This is a genomic window from Methylobacterium sp. Leaf99 (assembly GCF_001422375.1).
GTDB lineage: Bacteria > Pseudomonadota > Alphaproteobacteria > Rhizobiales > Beijerinckiaceae > Methylobacterium.
Genome location: NZ_LMMU01000001.1, coordinates 527,564 through 545,650 on the forward strand (window position 1 = coordinate 527,564; position 18,087 = coordinate 545,650).

An 18,087-nucleotide genomic window follows, 5' to 3' on the forward strand; every position below is an offset into this window, starting at 1 on the left:
GGCCGAGGTCTTGAGCCCCGGCGGTGATGCGCTTCCGCGGCCAGGGCCCTGGAGCCGCCTCACGCCCCCACCACCGCCAAAACAAGCTCCCGCCGGTACGGCCGGTCGTGGTGCTCGATGAGGTAGATCCCCTGCCACGTGCCCAGGGCCAGCCGGCCGTCCAACACCGGCACGGTGAGCCCGGATTCCGTCACCATCGTGCGGATATGGGCCGGCATGTCGTCCGGCCCCTCGCTGCCGTGGATGTAGGCGCCGTGGCGCGGGGCGAGCCCGTCCAGCGCCGTCATCAGGTCGGTCTGGACGTCGGGGTCGGCGTTCTCCTGGATGGTCAGGGAGGCCGAGGTGTGCCGGCAGAACACGCTCAGCACGCCCTGGCTGATCCCGCTCTGCTGCACGAACTCGGCCACGCGGGCGGTGATGTCGGTGAATCCCGGTCCGGGCGTCGAGACCACGAGGCGGGCGCTCGCCTGGGCACTCACGGCGCCCGCCCGAAACCCGTCGAGTCCGCCGATCCTGGCTCCGCGCGTCATGGGGAATTCTCCGGGGTGGCGCCCGGGGCGATCTTGCTCGTCCCCCGGGCCAGGATGGTCTCCAGGACAGCGATCCCGTCGGCCTCGGCCGCCGGCTTGTCCCAGCGGATACGGTGGACCCGGGGGAAGCGGAGCGCCACGCCGGACTTGTGCCGGGTCGAGCGCTGCACCCCCTCGAAGGCGATCTCCAGCACCAGGCCTTCCTCAAGGCCATACGCGACCTCGCGCACGGGGCCGAAGCGCTTGGTGGTGTGGTTGCGGACGTAGCGGTCGAGCTTGGCCAGCTCCGCGTCGGTGAAGCCGTGATAGGCCTTGCCCACGGGCACGAGTTCCGGGCTGCCGTCCTCGCGGGGGCGCCAGACCCCGAAGGTGTAGTCCGAGTAGAACGACGAGCGCTTCCCGTGGCCGCGCTGGGCGTACATCATCACGGCGTCGACGAGGTGGGGCTCGCGCTTCCACTTCCACCACGGCCCCTTCGGGCGACCGGGCAGGTACGGGCTGTCGCGCAGTTTCAGCATCACGCCCTCGATGGCGTCGGCATCCTCTCCCGCCCCCACGGCGGCCGGGTCGGCGCGGGCCTCGGCCAGATCCTCCCAGGTCGCGAACGGCACCAGGGGCGACAGGTCGATGCGGGCATGGTCGAGGGCGGCGACGAAGGTCTCGAGGCGGGCGCGGCGCTCGGCGAAGGGGAGCGGGCGCAGGTCCTCGCCCTCCGCCGTGAGGAGGTCGTAGGCCCGGACATGGGCCGGGAATTCCTCCAGGAGCTTCGGGGTCACGGCCTTGCGGTTGAGGCGCTGCTGCAGGACGTTGAAGCTCTGCACGCGGGATTCCTTCAGGATCAGCAGCTCGCCGTCCAGGGTCCCCGTGAAGGTGATGGCCTGCGCCAGGTCCGGGAACGCGTCGGTGATGTCCTCGCCCGTGCGCGAATAGACCTTCGCGACCTGGGCCCCGGCCTCGTCGCGCCCGCCCGAGAGCTGGACGCGGATGCCGTCCCACTTCCACTCGCCGGAGAACGCCGCCGGATCGAGTTTTTCGAAATCTCCGTTTTCGTCGATGGGGTGGGACAGCATCGGTGGCCGGAACGGCGCCGGGTTCAGCGTCGTCGGACGCTCGGCCCGGCCCTCGACCCAGGCGAACAGGCTGAGATAGGGCGGCACCATCCCGTGCCAGACCTCCTCCACGGCGTCGGCCTCGTGGCCGCCGAGCGCGCCCACGGCGGTCTTGGCGAGGCGGGCCGAGACGCCGACGCGCAGGGCCCCGGTGATGAGCTTCAGGAGCGCCCAGCGCCCGGTCTCGTCGAGGGCATCGAGCCAGGTGGCGATGTGCCCCGGCAGGTCGGCCTTCTTGATGGTGGCGAGGGTCTCGACCACCTCCGAGAGGGTGGGGATGTGGGGCGGCGGGTTGTTGTGGCCGGGGGGCGGCGGCGCTGACCCTCCCCATGCCGGAGGGGTGCCCGACGTGTCGGCGTGAGGCGCAGGCTCCCTCTCCTGGAAGGAGAGGGTTGGGGTGAGGTGTGGGACATCTCCGGAGAGTTCGCACACCTCACCCTGTCCCTCTCCTTCCAGGAGAGGGGACCCGCGCTGCCCGCCCGATGCCGGAGGACTGGGAGCCGTCGAGGCCAGGGGATGTTCCGGCGCCGGCCAGATCAGCGCCGTGGTCTCGGCGAGATCGCCGACGTAGTTGTGCGACAGGGCGAACAGCACCGGATCGACCCGCGCCTCCACCAGCCCCCGGATCATCGCGGGCTTGGCCTCGCGAAACGTCAGGTTGCCGGTCATGGCCGCGAGGGCGAATCCGCGCTCCGGGTCGGGCGCCCGCGAAAAGTAATCCTGCAGCAGGCGCAGCTTGGCGTTGCGGCGCGGCTCGTAGGCGAGGCGGTCGAGGAGGTGGGCGAACTCGTTCACGCGGCGACCTCCGCGACGCCCGGCTCGGCCTCGCCGTCGTCGCCGTAGCCCAGCAGGTGCAGGGGCTTGGCCTTGATCCCTTGCGTCCCGCACCAGTGCACCAGGGCGTCCTCCTGCCCGTGGGTGACCCAGACCTCGCCGGCCCCGGTCTCCCGGATCGTGCGGCAGAGGTCGGGCCAGTCGGAATGGTCGGAGATGCACAGGGGCAGTTCGGCGCCCTTCTGGCGGGCGCGGGCCCGCACCCGCATCCAGCCCGACGCGAACGAGGCGACGGGGTCGGGGAATTTTCGCGACCACACGTCCTGGATGGCGGAGGGCGGGCACAGCACGATGGCGCCGTGGAGTTTTCCGCGCTCGGCCGCCACCACCTTCGGGGTCTCACCCAGGGGGATGCCCTCCTGCTTGTAGAGCTCCGTCAGTTTCTCCATGGCGCCATGGAGGTAGATGGGACGGTCGTAGCCGGCCTGCCGCAGCAGGGCCATCACCCGCTGGGCCTTGCCGAGGGCGTAGGCGCCGACGATGTGGGCGCGCTCGGGAAACAGCGCCACGGAATCGAGGAGTTTCTGGACCTCGTCGCGGGTGTCGGGCATCCGGAACACCGGCAGGCCGAAGGTCGCCTCGGTGATGAACACGTCGCAGGGCATGACCTCGAACGGCAGGCAGGTCGGGTCGGGCGCGCGCTTGTAGTCGCCCGAGACCACGACGCGCACGCCCCGCGCCTGGATCGCGATCTGGGCCGAGCCGAGGACGTGGCCGGCCGGCGCGAAGCGCACGGTGACGTCGCCGATGCGGATGTCCTCCCCCAGGTGCGCCTCCTGGCGCGTCGTGCAAAAGTCCTCGCCGTAGCGCACGGCCATGATCCGCAGGGTCTGGCCGGTGGCGAGCACCTGTCCGTGGCCGGCGCGGGCATGGTCGGCATGGCCGTGGGTGATCAGGGCCCGGGGCACGGGCCAGGTCGGATCGACGTGGAAGTCGCCGAGGGGGCAGTACAGCCCCTCGCGGGTCAGGGTGAGGAGATCGCTGGCGCTGAAGGTCATCGGCGCGGCATATAGGGCGCCCGATCCCCGAGCGAAGCGGACTCCCCCACCCAGCATGTCGCGCCCTTCCGGTTCCGGCGAGTTCCTCGCCGACAGACGCTACGCCTACGCCGAAGCGTGCCTCGCCGAGGGCGACGCCCTGGGGTCGGCCGAGATGGCGGAGCAGACCCTGGAGATCGCGCCCCGCTACGCCCCGGCCTGGTTCCTCCTCGGCCGGGCACGGGAGGCCCGCTACGTCAGCCATGGCGACTTGCGCGACCACCACGCGGCCCTGCGCGCCTACGCGGCGGCCCTCGACCTCGACCCCGACGACAACCAGGGCGCCCGGCTGGCGCTGGCGCAGATCGGCGACGGCGGCGTTCTCGCGGCGATCTCGCCGGCCTACATCCGCACCCTGTTCGACGCCTATGCCGCCCGGTTCGAGCGCCATCTCGTCGACGATCTCGCCTATCGCGCGCCGGAACTCATGGTGGCGGCCCTCGACGCCCTCCCGGAGGCGCCGGCGGCCTACGAGTCCGTGCTCGACCTCGGCTGCGGCACCGGCCTGATGGGCGCGGCCCTGGGGGACCGGGCGCGTCACCTCACCGGCATCGACCTCTCGCCCCTCATGCTGGCCGAGGCCGCCCGGGGGAAGCGCTATGCCCGCCTCGTCGAGGGCGACCTCGTCGCCGGGATCATGGCCGAAGCCGAGGCGGCGACCGACCTCGTCACCGCCGCCGACGTGATGATCTATGTCGGGGCGCTCACCGGGCTCCTGGCGGGGGCCGTCCGGGTGCTGCGGCCGAACGGGCGCCTCGCCTTCAGCGTGCAGTCGCATGCGGGCGACGGCCTCGTCCTCGGGGCGGATGCCCGCTACGCCCACGGCGATGCCCTGGTGCGGGACGCCGTGGCCCGGGCCGGCCTCACCCTCGACCACTTCGAGGCGGCGACCCTCCGGCGCGAACGCGGCCTGCCGGTTCCGGGGCGCATCGTCGTCGCGCGCCGGCCCGCCTGATCCGTCCATCGGCGCGGTCGAGCGGCGTTCGCGGGATCGGCCCCGCTCACGAGAACGTCAGCGCCTCATCCCGCTCCGGTGAGCCGGAATGGTGGACAGGTGCCGCGTGGCACGCCATGGGCGCAATCCGCGACGCCCACGAACCTTTCGCGCGTCCGGGCGCGTATGGAGTCCGGCCTTCCCCCGCATCAGCCGTCTCTCGGAGACCCCATGGCAGACCCGCAGAACAAGTCGTTTCCCGCCAGCGCGCGAACGCGCATCCCGTTCGCCCTCGCCCTGTCAGCCGTGGCGGGCTGCGCCGATTCCATCGGGTTCCTGGAATTCTCGCAGCTGTTCATGTCGTTCATGAGCGGAAACACGACCCGGTTCGGCGTGTCGGTGAGCCGGTTCGACTGGGAGGGCGCGTCCCGCGTCGCCTCCGTCATCATCCTGTTCTGCTTCGGAGCCTTCGCGGGCACGCTCATCGCCGCCTGGGTCGGACGCTGGCGCCTGTCGGTCCTGCTGCTGCTCCAGGCGGTGCTGCTCACCGTCGGGCTCATCGTGCCGCACGGCACCTTCGCGTTCCCGCTCCACGCCTATCCCATCGTCATCGCGCTGGGTCTCCAGAACGCGACCCTGCAGGACGAGGGCGGGCGCAGCCTCGCGCTCACCTACGTCACCGGCGCCGTGGTGCGGTTCGGGACGGGGCTCGCGAACCTCATCCTCGGCACCGTGGCGCCCTCGTTCTGGATCCAGGCCCCCCTGTGGGCGGCACTCAGCACCGGCGCCGTCATCGGCGGCTTCCTGCAGACCCAGTACGGCGAGGACGCGTTCCTGTTCCCGGCGGCCCTGGCGGCCCTGCTGGCGATGATCGCCCTGGTGCTCACCATCGCCAGGCCCGGCAGCGCCTATGTCAGCGGCGAGGTCGAGCACCATCCGCCGGACGGCGCCGCCGCCCCGAAGCCCTGAGGCGGACGGAGCCGCGGTCACCCGTCGCCGCGGTCCCCGCGCAGGCGCTTGGTGTCGCCGCGCTTCGACTTGTCCTCGAGGCGCCGCTTCTTCGAGGCGAGCGTCGGGCGCGTCGCCCGGCGCGGGGTCGGCGGCACGGCGGCCTCCGCCACCAGGGCGGCGAGGCGCTCGCGGGCATCGGCCCGGTTGCGGTCCTGGGTCCGGTGCTGCTGGGCCGAGATGACGATGATGCCGTCCAGGGTCAGGCGCCGGCCGGCGAGGCGCATGAGCCGCACCGCCACGGCGTTGGGCAGGGACGGCGAGCGCCGCGCGTCGAAGCGCAGCTGCACGGCGGTGGAGAGCTTGTTGACGTTCTGCCCGCCCGGCCCCGAGGCGCGCACGAAGGTCTCGTCGAGCTCCGCCTCGTCGATGGCGATCTGGGGCGTGCACTGAAGCGCCACGGCAGCGGTCTCCGACCCGAGGGATCAGGCGGCTTCGGACGGCGTCCGCGCCCGCACGGCGAGGGCGTGCAGGCCGCGCTTGAACGCCGGATCGAGGGCGCCGTTGACGATGCGGTGGCGCTCGACCCGGCTCTTGCCGTCGAAGGCCGCCGAGACGACGTCGAGTCGGAAATGCGTCTCGCCCTCGGGCCGCGCCCCGGAATGGCCCGCGTGCAGGTGCGATTCGTCGATCACGTCGAGATGCGTCGGCGCGAGCGCGCTCCGCAGGGTCTCGTCGATCCAGTCCCTCATGGTCGTCATCGTGCGGTCTCCTCCGGCCGGATGGGCGGCCCCGTGCGGCGCCCGCCTGTTCGGGCTTCGCGCGCCGCTCCCGTCAACCCCCGATGTCCGCATGCGGCATCAGGCCCGGCGCCCTTGTGTCTGCGACCCGCCCTCTCATAATCGCCCCATCATGGATCTCAACTCGCCCCTGTTCGACAGCATCCGCATCAAGCCGTCCTGCGACGAGCCGAAGAAGGCGTCGGCGCAGGGCTGCGACACGCCCGGCTGCAAGAACCCCGGCCTCTACCGCGCCCCCAAGGGCCGCAAGGCGGAGGGGCAGTACTGGCGCTTCTGCATGGACCACGTGAAGGCCTACAACGCCACGTACAACTACTTCGACGGCATGAACGACGCCGCCGTGCAGGCCTTCCAGAAGGACGCCATCATCGGCCACCGCCCGACCTGGGCCATGGGGGTGAACCCGGCGACCGCCGCGGCGAAGCCGAAGCCCGAGGCCACCCGCGACTGGGCCTACGTCGATCCCCTCGACATCCTGCGCGCCGAGGGCGTGGGCGAGACCGCCCGGCGCAAGCGCGAGCCCGAGCCGCGCCGGCCGCGCCATTCGGCGGCCACCCTCAAGGCCCTGGACGTGCTGGGCCTTGACGAGAACGCCGATTCGGCGGCGATCAAGGCGCAGTACAAGGTGCTGGTGAAGCGCTTCCACCCCGATGCCAACGGCGGCGACCGCTCGTTCGAGGAGCGCCTGCGCGACATCATCCGCGCCCACGATGCGCTCCGCGCCGCCGGTCTGTGCTGAGCGCGGCACGAACCCTGCGTGGTTTTGCCGGTCCGTCGGGTCCGATCCGGGGCGGTAATCGGCGCAAGCCGCCCTATATCGTGCCGGATCACGTCTCTTTCGTGTGGCATCCACCCTTGGCGTCCCCCGGCGCCGTCCCCTAGATGACGGGGCGAACGCGGCTCCGCACGGGCCGCGCCCCCTCTCGCCCGACACAGCCCCGCGTGTTCCGGCCCCGCCGGCGCCCGCTCCACGAGGTCCCGTATGCTCTCTGACGTCTCGCCCGCCTCGCTGCCCGACCGGACCGTCTCCGTGCGCGAGGCCTTCGGCATCGATCTGGACCTCATGGTGCCGGCCTTCACGAAGACCGACGAGCATGTGCCCGACCTCGACCCGGACTACATCTTCGACCGCGAGACCACCCTCGCCATCCTGGCAGGCTTCGCCCGCAACCGCCGCGTCATGGTCACCGGCTATCACGGCACCGGCAAGTCGACCCATATCGAGCAGGTCGCCGCCCGCCTGAACTGGCCCTGCATCCGGATCAACCTCGACAGCCACGTCTCGCGCATCGACCTCGTCGGCAAGGATGCCATCGTGCTGCAGGACGGGAAACAAGTGACCGCCTTCCAGGACGGCATCCTGCCCTGGGCCCTGCAGAACAACGTCGCCCTGGTGTTCGACGAGTACGATGCCGGCCGGCCCGACGTGATGTTCGTGATCCAGCGCGTCCTCGAACTCTCCGGCCGCCTGACCCTGCTGGACCAGAAGCGGGTCATCCGCCCGCACCCGGCCTTCCGCCTCTTCGCCACCGCCAACACCGTCGGCCTCGGCGACACGTCCGGCCTCTATCACGGCACCCAGCAGATCAATCAGGGCCAGATGGACCGCTGGTCCATCGTCACGACCCTGAACTACCTGCCCCACGACCGCGAGGTCGACATCGTCCTGTCGAAGGCCCTGCACTACCAGCGCGACGGCGGCCGCGAGATCGTCAGCAAGATGGTCCGCGTCGCCGATCTCACCCGCAACGCGTTCATGAACGGCGACCTCTCGACGGTCATGAGCCCCCGCACGGTGATCACCTGGGCCGAGAACGCCGACATCTTCCAGGATATCGGCTTCGCCTTCCGGGTGACGTTCCTCAACAAGTGCGACGAGCTCGAGCGCACCCTGGTGGCGGAATTCTACCAGCGCGCCTTCGGCAAGGACCTGCCCGAGAGCGCGTCGAACGTGGCCCTGAGCTAGGGAATCTTTGGCGGAGGACGCGATGGGCGAGCCGGCTTGGAAGGGCGGGACGACGGGGGGAGGGTCATCCCTTCCCAATCGGACGCGCTACGAGGACGATCTCTACACCTGGGTGCAGGAGCAGGTCGCCTTCCTCCGGGCCGGTAAGATTGACGCTCTCGATCTCGAACAGATCGCCGAGGAGCTGAGCGACGTGGGGAACGCGCAGTACAACCAGCTGGAAAGTGCGTTGCGCGTGCTGATGATGCATATGCTCAAGTGGGACCAGCAGCCCGAGAAGCGCACGCCGAGCTGGATTTTCTCGATCCGTGAACAGCGTCGGCGCTATGCGCGGCTCCTGAAGAAGAACCCGGGGCTGAAATCCAGCCTCGATGAGGCACGGGATGCAGCCTATCCGAATGCGCGCGATTGGGCGTCCGACGAGACCCATCTCCCGCCGGATGAGTTTCCACCCGAATGCCCTTACGAATGGGACGACATCCTGAACCGGCCCTTCGATTTCGACTCAGTGAAAAAGCAGCGCCCGTGAGCATCTCCAACCGCAAAGCCGGCGACCGCCGCGAGCCCGTCGCCGAGCCACTGAAGCGCTCGGTGGCAGGGTGCCTGCGCGCCATCGCCAAGCGCTCCGAGATCGAGGTGGTCTATGCCAGCGACCGCCCGGCGCTCACGGGCGACAAGGCGCGCCTGCCCGAACCGCCGCGCAAGCTCACCGCGGCGGACGTGGCGATCCTGCGCGGCAACGCCGATTCCATGGCCCTGCGGCTCGGCTGTCACGACGTCGCCGTCCACCGCCGCCTGGCCCCAGAGAATTCCGGGGCGCGGGCGGTGTTCGACGCCGTCGAGCAGGCCCGCGTCGAGGCCATCGGCGCACGCCGGATGTCGGGGGTGGCCTCCAACCTCTCGGCCATGCTGGAGGACCGCTACCACCGCGGCGGCAAGTACGAAGAGATCACCGACCGGGCCGACGCCCCCATGGAGGACGCCGTCGCCCTGATGGTGCGCGAGCGCCTCACCGGACAGGCGCCGCCGCCGGCGGCCCAGAAGATCGTCGACCTGTGGCGGGCCCATATCGAGGACAAGGCCGGGCCGAACCTCGACGGGCTCATCGGGACGCTGGAGAACCAGCGCGCCTTCGCCCGCTCCGTGCGCGATCTCCTCACCTCCCTCGACATGGCCGACGAGACGCCGTTCGACCCCGAGGACGACGACAACGACGACGACGAGGGCGAGTCCCAGGACGACGAGCAGACCCCGAGCGAGGGCGAGGCCGAGGAACAGTCCCAGGGCGACCGCGCCGAGATGGAGGTCTCGGAAGAGGCCTCCGACGACCTCCAGGAGGGCGCCACCGAATCCGCCGACGCGCCGTCCGGCGAGTTGCCGGAGGAAGCCGAGAACGCCGAATCGGAGGAGGCTTCGGAAGCCTGGCGTCCGCCGTCGTCACGGGGCAACGAGGCGCGCGGCCCCGAATACAAGGTGTTCAATCCCCGCTTCGACGAGGTGATCCACGCCGAGGAGCTCTGCGACGCCGAGGAACTCGCGCGCCTGCGGACCTACCTCGACAAGCAGCTCGCCCACCTCCAGGGCGTGGTCGGACGCCTCGCCAACCGGCTGCAGCGCCGGCTGCTGGCCCAGCAGAACCGGGCGTGGGACTTCGACCTCGAAGAGGGCCAGCTCGATCCGGCCCGCCTCGTCCGCGTCGTCACCGACCCGTTCCAGCCCCTCTCCTTCAAGCAGGAGAAGGACACCAACTTTCGCGATACGGTGGTGACGCTCCTGCTCGACAATTCGGGCTCCATGCGCGGCCGGCCGATCACCGTGGCGGCCACCTGCGCCGACATCCTGGCGCGGACCCTGGAGCGCTGCGGCGTGAAGGTGGAGATTCTGGGCTTCACCACCCGCGCCTGGAAGGGCGGGCAGTCCCGCGAGGCGTGGCTGGCCTCGGGCAAGCCCAACGCCCCGGGCCGCCTCAACGACCTGCGCCACATCGTCTACAAGTCCGCCGACGCCCCCTGGCGCCGGGCGCGAAAGAACCTCGGACTGATGATGCGCGAGGGGCTCCTGAAGGAGAACATCGACGGCGAGGCCCTCGACTGGGCCCACAAGCGCCTCATCGCCCGCCCTGAGCAGCGCAAAATCCTCATGGTGATCTCCGACGGGGCGCCGGTCGACGATTCGACCCTCTCGGTCAATCCGGGCAACTACCTCGAGCGCCACCTGCGCTGGATGATCGAGGACATCGAGACCCGCTCCCCCGTGGAGCTCCTGGCCATCGGCATCGGCCACGACGTGACGCGCTACTACCGCCGGGCCGTGACCATCATCGACGCCGAGGAACTCGGCGGCGCCATGACGGAGAAGCTGGCGGAGCTGTTCGAGGAGGATGCCGGCGGCGGCACGTCCCGCAAGGCCGCACGGGCGGGCGGACGGCGCTAGACCGCTCCTGCACGCGGTTTCAGCCGCGTCCGGCCACACGCGGACGTTGCGGGATCGGTTCCGGTCGGTCAAACTCGGTGCTCTCTCACCTGGGCATCGAAACCGATCCGGACTTGGCGATGTCGAACTTGGCGATGTCGAACTTGGCGATGACGTGGCACCTGCACTGGCTCGAAGCCTCGGGCGACCTCGGACCCTGGCGCGACGCCATCACCGCGGAGGTAGCGGTCGCCCGCCGCGCCATCGCCGGCCTGATGCCCCTGCGGCCCCTCGACATCCTCGTGCAGCGCCACGCCGGCGGAGTGATTCCCGAGACCGGCACGGGCGGCCGGGCCTACCATGCGGGCCTGTTCGCCCTGACCATCGACCCCGCCAATCCCAACTTCGAACGCGCGCTGACGGACGGGGACATCCACCGGACCGTGGCGCACGAGGCACATCACTGCCTGCGCATGGCCGGACCCGGCTACGGCTGGACCCTCGGCGAGGCCCTGGTCAGCGAAGGGTTGGCGGGCCGGTTCGTGCAGCGCCTGTTCGGCTCGGACCCCGAACCGTGGGAATGCGCCGTCGACGACGCCGCCCTCGCGGCCCATCGTCCCGATGCGGCAACCCTGGCGGCGCGTAGCCACGATCACGCGGCGTGGTTCTACGGCATCGGCGGCCGGTATCCGCGCTGGCTCGGCTACACCCTCGGCTACCGGATCGCGGGCGACTGGGTGCGGGCCAATCCGGATGCCGACGGCGACACCTGGGTGAACGTCCCGGCCGACGCGGTCCTCGCGGCGGCCCGTGGCCGTACCCTGGCGGCCTGAGCGGACGGGCGCGAGACGCGCCCGCACGGAGTCCCGCGCGCCTGGATCACGGCGCCCCGCACAGCCGCCGCTCCAGGCGGCCGAGCAGGCGCGCGAACACGCCCGGATCGTCGAGGGCACGGGCGAGGACGAGGCCGCCCTGGATCGCCAGGACGGCGTCCTCGGCCAGGGTCTCCGCCTCCGCCCGGCCGGCGCGCTTCAGTGCTCCCGCCAGGGCGTCCCGCCACGCGAAAAAGTACCCGGCGATCCGTTCCGCGAACCGGTCGCGGCCGTCCGACAGGGCGAAGGCGCCGACGAGGCAGACCCTTCGGCCCGAGCGGAAATACGCGTCGGTCTCCGCCAGCATGCGGCGGATGGCGGCGTGCGGGTCGGGATCGTCCCTGAGGGCTGAGTAGATCTCCGTCTCGAACCACGCGCCGATGCTGTCGAGGACGGCGTCCGCCATCTCGGCCTTGCCGCCCGGGAACGCGTGGTAGAGGCTGCCCTTGCCGAGCCCGGCGCGTTCGCCGAGAAGGGCGAGGCTGGCGCCCGCGTAGCCGTGCTCGCGGAACACTTCCGCGAGGGCGGGGATCGCGGCCTCCCGCGCGCCGACGGGCTTCGTCACAGCCCGAGTTCGGTGAGCCCGGGATGATCGTCCGGGCGCGGGCCTGAAGCGTCCCAGCGGAACAGGCGCTCCGATTCGGCGATGGGCCGGTCATTGATGCTGGCATGGCGCACCCGCATCAGGCCGTGGGCGTCGAATTCCCAGTTCTCGTTGCCGTAGGCGCGAAACCACGCCCCCCCGGCGTCGTGGAACTCGTAAGCGAAGCGCACGGCGATGCAGTCGTCGCCATGGGCCCAGATCTCCTTGATCAGCCGGTATTCGTGCTCGCGCGCCCACTTCGCCGTCAGGAACGCCACGATGGCCGGGCGGCCTTCGAAGAACTCCGAGCGGTTCCGCCAGCGGCTGTCGGCCGTGTAGGCCAGGGCGACGCGTTCGGGGTTGCGGCCGTTCCAGCCGTTCTCGGCGGCGCGGACCTTCTCGATCGCGGTCAGCTTGGTGAACGGCGGCAGGGGCGGACGGGCGTCGGGCATGCGGGCTCCTCGGGCGCCGATGCGCCGGCGCTGTACCGATCGGTACAGACATCGCGGAGCAAGGTCAATCCGAAGGTCTGCGAACACGACGAAGCCGCCGCCCGCATTCAAGCGGACGGCGGCTTGGAGATGGAATCACATGGCCCGGCCCGAGGGCCGGCCCGCCGGCCTCAGGCGGCGACGGGGGTCTCGACCTCGGCGAGCTTCTTGTGCAGCTCGCGCTTGATCAGGCGGGCCGTCTGCGACAGCTCGATCTCGCGGGCCTTGATCAGGAAGGCATCGAGGCCGCCGCGGTGCTCCACGGAGCGCAGGGCGTGGGCGGTGACGCGCAGGCGTACCCGGCGCTTGAGGGCGTCCGACTGCAGGGTGACCTGGCACAGGTTCGGCAGGAACCGGCACTTGGTCTTGCGGTTCGAGTGGCTCACGAGGTGGCCGGTCTGCACGGCTTTGCCCGTGAGTTCGCAACGGCGCGACATAATTTGACTTCCCGGTTCGTTCCGCGTGTCCGACAGGGCGATGGCGGGACACCCGGAAAAGGGTCTCACGCACGCCAAGCCCGGTGGAGCGGCGTTCTCATTGAAGGCGCGAGCCTATAGGGGAAGGGTGCCCCCGCCGTCAAGGCAGCGTGCGTTTTTTCGCACGCGGCACGGTCAAGCTGACCGCCCTCCAACGATGTGTTAACCATGGGGGCGGACGATGCCGGAATACGGACCCGGACGCGTCTCGACCGGGCATCCTCGCCAGCACCCGAGTTCCTCACATGTGCGCCATGCGCCTCCTCAGCGCCAGCCTCCTCCCCGCAGCGGCCCTCGCCCTGGCGATGCCGGCGGCCCAGGCCCGCCCCAAGGCGGCCGCCCCGGCCAACGTCACCGTGGATTACGGCATCGCCCTCGCGGGCATCCCCATCGGCACCGCCCAGGTGACGGGGGCCTTCGAGAGCACGCGCTACCGCATGGACGTCTCGGCCCGGCTCACGGGCCTCGTCGGCGCGGTGACGGGCGGCATGGGCTCGGCCCGCGCCAGCGGCCTCATCGCCACCGGCCCGCAACCCAGCGCCTTCGCCATTTCCACGAAGACCTCGAATTCCGGCATCGCCGTGCGCATGGCCCTGGCGCGCGGCACCGTCACCCAGGCCGAGATCACCCCGCCCCTGGTCGACATGGGCGACCGGGTGCCGATCACGGCGGAGAACAAGCGCGGCGTCATCGATCCGGCCAGCGCCCTGATGATGCCGGCGGTGGCGCGGGGCGAGCTCATCGACCCGGCCAACTGCAACCGCACCCTGCCGGTCTTCGACGGCGCGACCCGATTCGACGTGGTGCTGAGCTACGGCGAGACCCGCGCCGTCGAGAAGCCGGGCTATGCCGGGCCGGTCCTCGTCTGCAACGCCCGCTATCAGGCCATCGCCGGCCACCGGCCCGACCGGCCGGGGGTGAAGTTCATGGAGGACAACCGCGAGATGTCCGTGTGGCTCGCCCCCGTGGAGGGCACCCGCGTGCTCCTGCCCATCCGCATCTCCGTGCGTACCACCATCGGCACCAACATCATCGAGGCGACGCGCTGGGCCCGCAGCGGCGGTACCACCACGGCCGAGGCCGCCCCGGCCGGAACCTTCGCGAGCCTCGGCGACCAGCGCTGACACGGGCATGCGCGGCGTCCTCGCCCTCGTGGCCGTTCTGGCCGCCGGCCCCGTCCTCGGTGCGCCCCTGAGCACGGACGACGCCGGCTGCGGCGGCGACGCCTACTCGTCCGCCGAAGTGGTGAAGGGCCGCTCCCGGCGCGGACCGCTCACGGCCGTGCCCGACACCCTCTGCGCCGATCTCGCGGCGCCCCCGGGCCGGACCCGCATCGAGATCTACGGCGTGCCGGGTGTCCCGGGCGGCGGTTACGACGCGGGCCGACTCGGCCGTGATGGGCTTGGCGGCGACGGGGATGGCGCCCCATATGAGCGTCGCCTGCCACGTCGCCCGCGCCGGGACGACTGACCGGGCCTCTCCCGCGCGACACGCTTATCGTCGCCGGCCTGTCTCGCCGAAGGGACCGCCCCGCGCCCATGCTCCGCCCCTCCCTCCCCCCGCAGGCCCGCGCACGCGGCGTCACGGCGGTGCTCGGGCCGACCAACACCGGCAAGACCCACCTCGCCATCGAGCGGATGCTCGCCCACCCCACGGGCATGATCGGCCTGCCCCTGCGGCTGCTGGCGCGCGAGGTCTACCTGCGCGTCGTCGCCAAGGTCGGGGCCGACAAGGTCGCCCTGGTCACGGGTGAGGAAAAGATAAAACCCGACCGGCCGCGCTACTGGATCTCCACCATCGAGGCGATGCCGCGGGACCTCGACGTCGCCTACGTGGCCATCGACGAGATCCAATTGGCCGCCGACATGGACCGGGGCCACGTCTTCACCGACCGCCTGCTGCACCAGCGCGGCCGCGAGGAGACCCTGCTCATCGGCTCCTCGACCATGCTGCCGCTCGTCCAGTCCCTCATCCCCGGCGTGCACACGACGACCCGCCCGCGCCTGTCGAAACTCACCTTCGCGGGTGAAAAGAAGCTCGGGCGCCTGCCCCGGCGCACGGCCATCGTGGCCTTCTCGGCGGAAGAAGTTTACGCCATCGCCGAGCTGATCCGGCGCCAGCGCGGCGGGGCGGCGGTGGTGCTCGGCGCCCTGTCGCCGCGCACCCGCAACGCCCAGGTCGAGCTCTACCAGTCGGGCGAGGTCGACTACCTCATCGCCACGGACGCGGTGGGCATGGGGTTGAACCTCGACGTCGACCACGTCGCCTTCGCGGCGAACTGGAAGTACGACGGCACCCGCTTCCGCAAGCTCACGCCCCCGGAGATGGGCCAGATCGCGGGACGCGCCGGGCGCCACCTCTCCGACGGCACCTTCGGCTCCACCGGGCGCTGCGCGCCGTTCGAGCCCGAGATGATCGAGGCCCTGGAGACCCACGATTTCGAACCCCTGCGCGTCCTGCAGTGGCGCAATCCGGACCTCAACTTCTCGTCCCTGAAGGCCCTGCAGGAGAGCCTGGACGAGCACCCGCGCGAACGCGGCCTCACCCGGGCGCCCATGGGCGAGGACCAGTCGGCCCTGGAAATCCTCATGCGCGAGGACGACATCCGCGACATGGCCTCCACGCCCGCCAACGTGAAGCGCCTGTGGGACGTCTGCGGCGTGCCGGACTACCGCAAGGTCCATCCCCAGACCCATGCCGACCTCGTCGCCCAGCTGTTCCGCTTCCTCATGCGGGGCATGGCCGGACGCATCCCCAACGACTGGTTCGCCAAGCACGTCGCCATGATCGACCGCACCGACGGCGACATCGACGCGCTCTCCCAGCGCATCGCGCAGGGGCGGACCTGGACCTTCGTGGCGAACCGGCCGGATTGGCTCATCGATCCGGTGCATTGGCAGGGCGAGACGCGTCGGGTAGAGGACAGGCTGTCCGACGCCCTGCACGAGCGCCTTGCCAGCCGTTTCGTCGATCGGCGTACCAGCGTCCTGATGCGGCGCTTGAGAGAGAATACGATGTTGGAAGCTGAGATCACCGCCGGCGGGGACGTTACCGTCGAGGGACAGCATGTCGGCCATCTGCATGGCTTCCAGTTCGTCCCGGACCCCGGCGCGGAGGGGCATGAGGCCAAGACCCTCCGCAGCGCGGCCGAGAAGGCGCTCGCCGGCGAGATCGAGGCCCGCGCCGAGCGGTTCTCGGCGGCCGCCGACGCGTCCCTGGTCCTCAGCCACGACGGCGTCGTGCGCTGGACCGGCGATCCGGTGGCCAAGCTCGTCCCCGGCGACAAGCTGTTCGAGCCGCACGTGCGCCTGCTCGCCGACGAGCAGCTCACGGGTCCGGCCCGCGACAAGGTCGAGGCCCGCCTCGTCGCCTGGGTGAAGGCCCACGTGGTCCGCCTCCTCGGTCCCCTCATGGAGATCGAGACGGCGGCCGACCTCATCGGCCTCGCCAAGGGCATCGGCTACCAGGTGGTCGAATCCCTCGGCGTCCTCGAGCGGTCCAAGGTGATGCACGAGATGCGCACCCTCGATCAGGAGGGACGCGGGGCGCTCCGCCGCCACGGCGTGCGCTTCGGCGCCTACCACATCTTCCTGCCGGCCCTGCTGAAGCCGGCCCCCCGCACCCTCGCGGCCCAGCTCTGGGCCCTGAAGAACGGCGGCCTCGACCAGCGCGGCCTCGACGAGATCGCGCATCTGGCGAGTTCCGGCCGCACCTCCATCAAGGTCGATCCCGAGATCGCCAAGGGCCTCTACCGCGCCGCCGGTTTCCGGGTGTGCGGCGAGCGCGCCGTGCGCGTCGACATCCTGGAGCGCCTGGCCGACCTCATCCGCCCGGCCATCGCCTATCGCCCCGGCACCACGCCGGGCGAGGCGCCCGTGGGCAGCGCCGATGGCGACGCCTTCGTCGCCACCGTCGGCATGACCTCCCTGGTTGGCTGCTCGGGTGAGGATTTCGCCTCGATCCTGAAGTCCCTCGGCTACGCCGCCGAGACCCGGCCCGGCCCGGCCATCACCGTGCCGCTGCTGCCGGCGGCCGCGACCCAGCCGGTCCAGGCCCCTACCCCGGCGCAGGATGCGGCCGGCGACGGGACCGCGGCCGATGAGGCTCCGGCCGACGACGCCGCAGGTACCACGGAGACGTCCCGGGAGGCCGAAGGCGGCACGGAGGGCGGGGAGTCGGTGACGGCTGAAACGCCCGCCGAGATCGAGGAGCCGGCCGTCGCGCCCGGCTCCACGGCCGACGCCGTCGCTACGCCGGACGTCGAGAACCCCATCGAGGAGACGCCGCCCGAGTCCACGCCGGATTCGTCCGAGGCGACTGCGGCGCAAACGCCGGACGGGACCGCCGAGCCGGCGGCTCCGGTCGAGGAGGCCGCCGCGACGGAGGCATCGCCCGAGCCCGTGGCGGAGGCCGCGAGCCTCGCCGGCTTGACCGAGGAGGCCCCTGAGACGGCCCCGGCCGACGGCGCTTCGGAGCAGGTCTCCGAGGGCCAAGTCTCCGAGGACCAAGTCTCCGAGGACCCAATCCCCGAGGACCAAACGGCCGAAGGCGGCACGGTCGAAGGCGAAGAAATCCCCGCCGAGATCGCCACCGTCGAGGTCTGGCGGCTCCAGCGCCAGCAGCGCAGCGCCCCGCGTCAGAACCGCCCGCGCGGCGGTGGCCGCGACCGGGACGGTGCGCCAGCGAGCCGCGCCCCCGGCGAAGGCCGGCCGGACCAGCGCCGGCAGGCCGGGGCCCCCGACGGACCGGCCCGTCCGCGCGGCGGCGCGCCCGGCGGCGAGCGGCCGGACGGGGGACGCCGCGAGGGCGGACGTCCCGAGAACGGCCGCCCCCAGCGCCGCGAGCGCTTCGAGCCCGGCCGCACCCGCCCCGAGCGGCGCGACGAGCCCCGTGCGGCCCCGCGCGACGAGCCGCGCCCGCAGCGCCGCGAACGGGCCCCGGACCCGGATTCGCCCTTCGCCAAGCTCGCCGCCCTCAAGGCGCAGCTCGAGGCGGGCGACGGCAACAAGCGCTGATGCGCATATGACGCCAAGCGCCGCAGCGCCCCTGATGCCAAGCGCCGCGGCGCCCGTCATGCCAAGCGCCGCGGCGCCAG

At 71.5% G+C, this 18,087-nt stretch carries 18 protein-coding genes; 10 read left to right on the forward strand and 8 right to left on the reverse strand.

Annotated elements, in window-relative coordinates; genetic code table 11:
- Positions 1–59: 59 nt before the first annotated feature.
- From ASF28_RS02450 to ASF28_RS02460, 3 genes are read right to left on the reverse strand one after another with little or no spacing between them, the layout of a single operon-like run.
- On the reverse strand, positions 60–530 hold the full coding sequence (locus ASF28_RS02450; protein WP_056087172.1) for a secondary thiamine-phosphate synthase enzyme YjbQ: 471 nt from the start codon (positions 528–530) through the stop codon (positions 60–62).
- Entirely contained in the window at positions 527–2,434 is a 1,908-nt protein-coding gene (locus ASF28_RS02455) for a cisplatin damage response ATP-dependent DNA ligase (RefSeq protein ID WP_056087174.1), read from the reverse strand. Before ASF28_RS02455 ends, ASF28_RS02450 begins: the two co-directional genes overlap by 4 nt.
- On the reverse strand, positions 2,431–3,471 hold the full coding sequence (locus ASF28_RS02460; RefSeq protein ID WP_056087176.1) for a ligase-associated DNA damage response exonuclease: 1,041 nt from the start codon (positions 3,469–3,471) through the stop codon (positions 2,431–2,433). The genes ASF28_RS02455 and ASF28_RS02460 overlap by 4 nt, the downstream gene beginning before the upstream one ends.
- A gap of 55 nt (positions 3,472–3,526) precedes the next feature.
- Between ASF28_RS02460 and ASF28_RS02465 the strand changes: the two genes are divergently transcribed.
- Together ASF28_RS02465 and ASF28_RS02470 are read left to right on the forward strand one after the other, a co-directional pair.
- Complete coding sequence (locus tag ASF28_RS02465; protein ID WP_056087179.1) at positions 3,527–4,465, forward strand: class I SAM-dependent DNA methyltransferase; 939 nt, start codon at positions 3,527–3,529, stop codon at positions 4,463–4,465.
- Between the two features lie 210 nt (positions 4,466–4,675).
- Positions 4,676–5,413 (forward strand): YoaK family protein, encoded by a 738-nt coding sequence (locus tag ASF28_RS02470; RefSeq protein ID WP_147709810.1) that lies wholly within the window; start codon positions 4,676–4,678, stop codon positions 5,411–5,413.
- Between the two features lie 17 nt (positions 5,414–5,430).
- Here ASF28_RS02470 and arfB read toward each other — a convergent pair whose 3' ends face one another.
- Together arfB and ASF28_RS02480 are read right to left on the reverse strand one after the other, a co-directional pair.
- Positions 5,431–5,853 carry an alternative ribosome rescue aminoacyl-tRNA hydrolase ArfB gene (gene arfB, locus ASF28_RS02475; protein WP_056087184.1) on the reverse strand — a complete coding sequence of 141 codons (423 nt, stop codon included), beginning with the start codon at positions 5,851–5,853 and terminating at the stop codon, positions 5,431–5,433.
- Positions 5,854–5,877: 24 nt separating this feature from the next.
- The gene (locus ASF28_RS02480) at positions 5,878–6,153 is read right to left on the reverse strand and encodes a BolA family protein (protein ID WP_056087187.1); all 276 of its coding nucleotides are present in this window, start codon (positions 6,151–6,153) and stop codon (positions 5,878–5,880) included.
- A 151-nt stretch (positions 6,154–6,304) separates the two neighbouring features.
- Here ASF28_RS02480 and ASF28_RS02485 point away from each other — a divergent pair, with 151 nt between their 5' ends.
- The 5 genes from ASF28_RS02485 to ASF28_RS02505 all read left to right on the forward strand — a co-directional run bounded on the left by ASF28_RS02485 (position 6,305) and on the right by ASF28_RS02505 (position 11,403).
- On the forward strand, positions 6,305–6,931 hold the full coding sequence (locus ASF28_RS02485) for a J domain-containing protein (protein ID WP_056087190.1): 627 nt from the start codon (positions 6,305–6,307) through the stop codon (positions 6,929–6,931).
- A 243-nt stretch (positions 6,932–7,174) separates the two neighbouring features.
- Positions 7,175–8,158, forward strand: coding sequence for a cobaltochelatase subunit CobS (cobS, locus tag ASF28_RS02490; protein WP_056087193.1), 984 nt, complete (start codon positions 7,175–7,177; stop codon positions 8,156–8,158).
- Positions 8,159–8,180: 22 nt separating this feature from the next.
- Positions 8,181–8,687 (forward strand): DUF29 domain-containing protein, encoded by a 507-nt coding sequence (locus tag ASF28_RS02495; protein ID WP_056087196.1) that lies wholly within the window; start codon positions 8,181–8,183, stop codon positions 8,685–8,687.
- Positions 8,684–10,591 (forward strand): cobaltochelatase subunit CobT, encoded by a 1,908-nt coding sequence (cobT, locus tag ASF28_RS02500; protein WP_056087198.1) that lies wholly within the window; start codon positions 8,684–8,686, stop codon positions 10,589–10,591. Before ASF28_RS02495 ends, cobT begins: the two co-directional genes overlap by 4 nt.
- Positions 10,592–10,710: 119 nt before the next feature.
- Positions 10,711–11,403, forward strand: coding sequence for a DUF2268 domain-containing putative Zn-dependent protease (locus ASF28_RS02505; protein ID WP_244474864.1), 693 nt, complete (start codon positions 10,711–10,713; stop codon positions 11,401–11,403).
- A 46-nt stretch (positions 11,404–11,449) separates the two neighbouring features.
- Here the strand turns inward: ASF28_RS02505 and ASF28_RS02510 are convergent, their stop codons facing one another.
- From ASF28_RS02510 to rpmB, 3 genes are all read right to left on the reverse strand, one after another.
- Positions 11,450–12,007 (reverse strand): TetR/AcrR family transcriptional regulator, encoded by a 558-nt coding sequence (locus ASF28_RS02510; protein ID WP_056087201.1) that lies wholly within the window; start codon positions 12,005–12,007, stop codon positions 11,450–11,452.
- Positions 12,004–12,477, reverse strand: a complete 474-nt coding sequence (locus ASF28_RS02515; RefSeq protein ID WP_056087204.1) for a nuclear transport factor 2 family protein — start codon at positions 12,475–12,477, stop codon at positions 12,004–12,006. The genes ASF28_RS02510 and ASF28_RS02515 overlap by 4 nt, the downstream gene beginning before the upstream one ends.
- Before the next feature lie 170 nt (positions 12,478–12,647).
- Positions 12,648–12,953, reverse strand: coding sequence for a 50S ribosomal protein L28 (rpmB, locus tag ASF28_RS02520; protein WP_056087207.1), 306 nt, complete (start codon positions 12,951–12,953; stop codon positions 12,648–12,650).
- A 284-nt stretch (positions 12,954–13,237) separates the two neighbouring features.
- On the opposite strand from rpmB, the gene ASF28_RS02525 reads away from it, so the two are divergent.
- From ASF28_RS02525 to ASF28_RS02535, 3 genes are all read left to right on the forward strand, one after another.
- Positions 13,238–14,116 carry a DUF3108 domain-containing protein gene (locus ASF28_RS02525; RefSeq protein WP_056087210.1) on the forward strand — a complete coding sequence of 293 codons (879 nt, stop codon included), beginning with the start codon at positions 13,238–13,240 and terminating at the stop codon, positions 14,114–14,116.
- A 7-nt stretch (positions 14,117–14,123) separates the two neighbouring features.
- Entirely contained in the window at positions 14,124–14,462 is a 339-nt protein-coding gene (locus ASF28_RS02530; protein WP_056087214.1) for a hypothetical protein, read from the forward strand.
- A gap of 68 nt (positions 14,463–14,530) precedes the next feature.
- Positions 14,531–18,007, forward strand: coding sequence for a helicase-related protein (locus ASF28_RS02535; protein ID WP_056087217.1), 3,477 nt, complete (start codon positions 14,531–14,533; stop codon positions 18,005–18,007).
- Positions 18,008–18,087 lie beyond the last annotated feature (80 nt).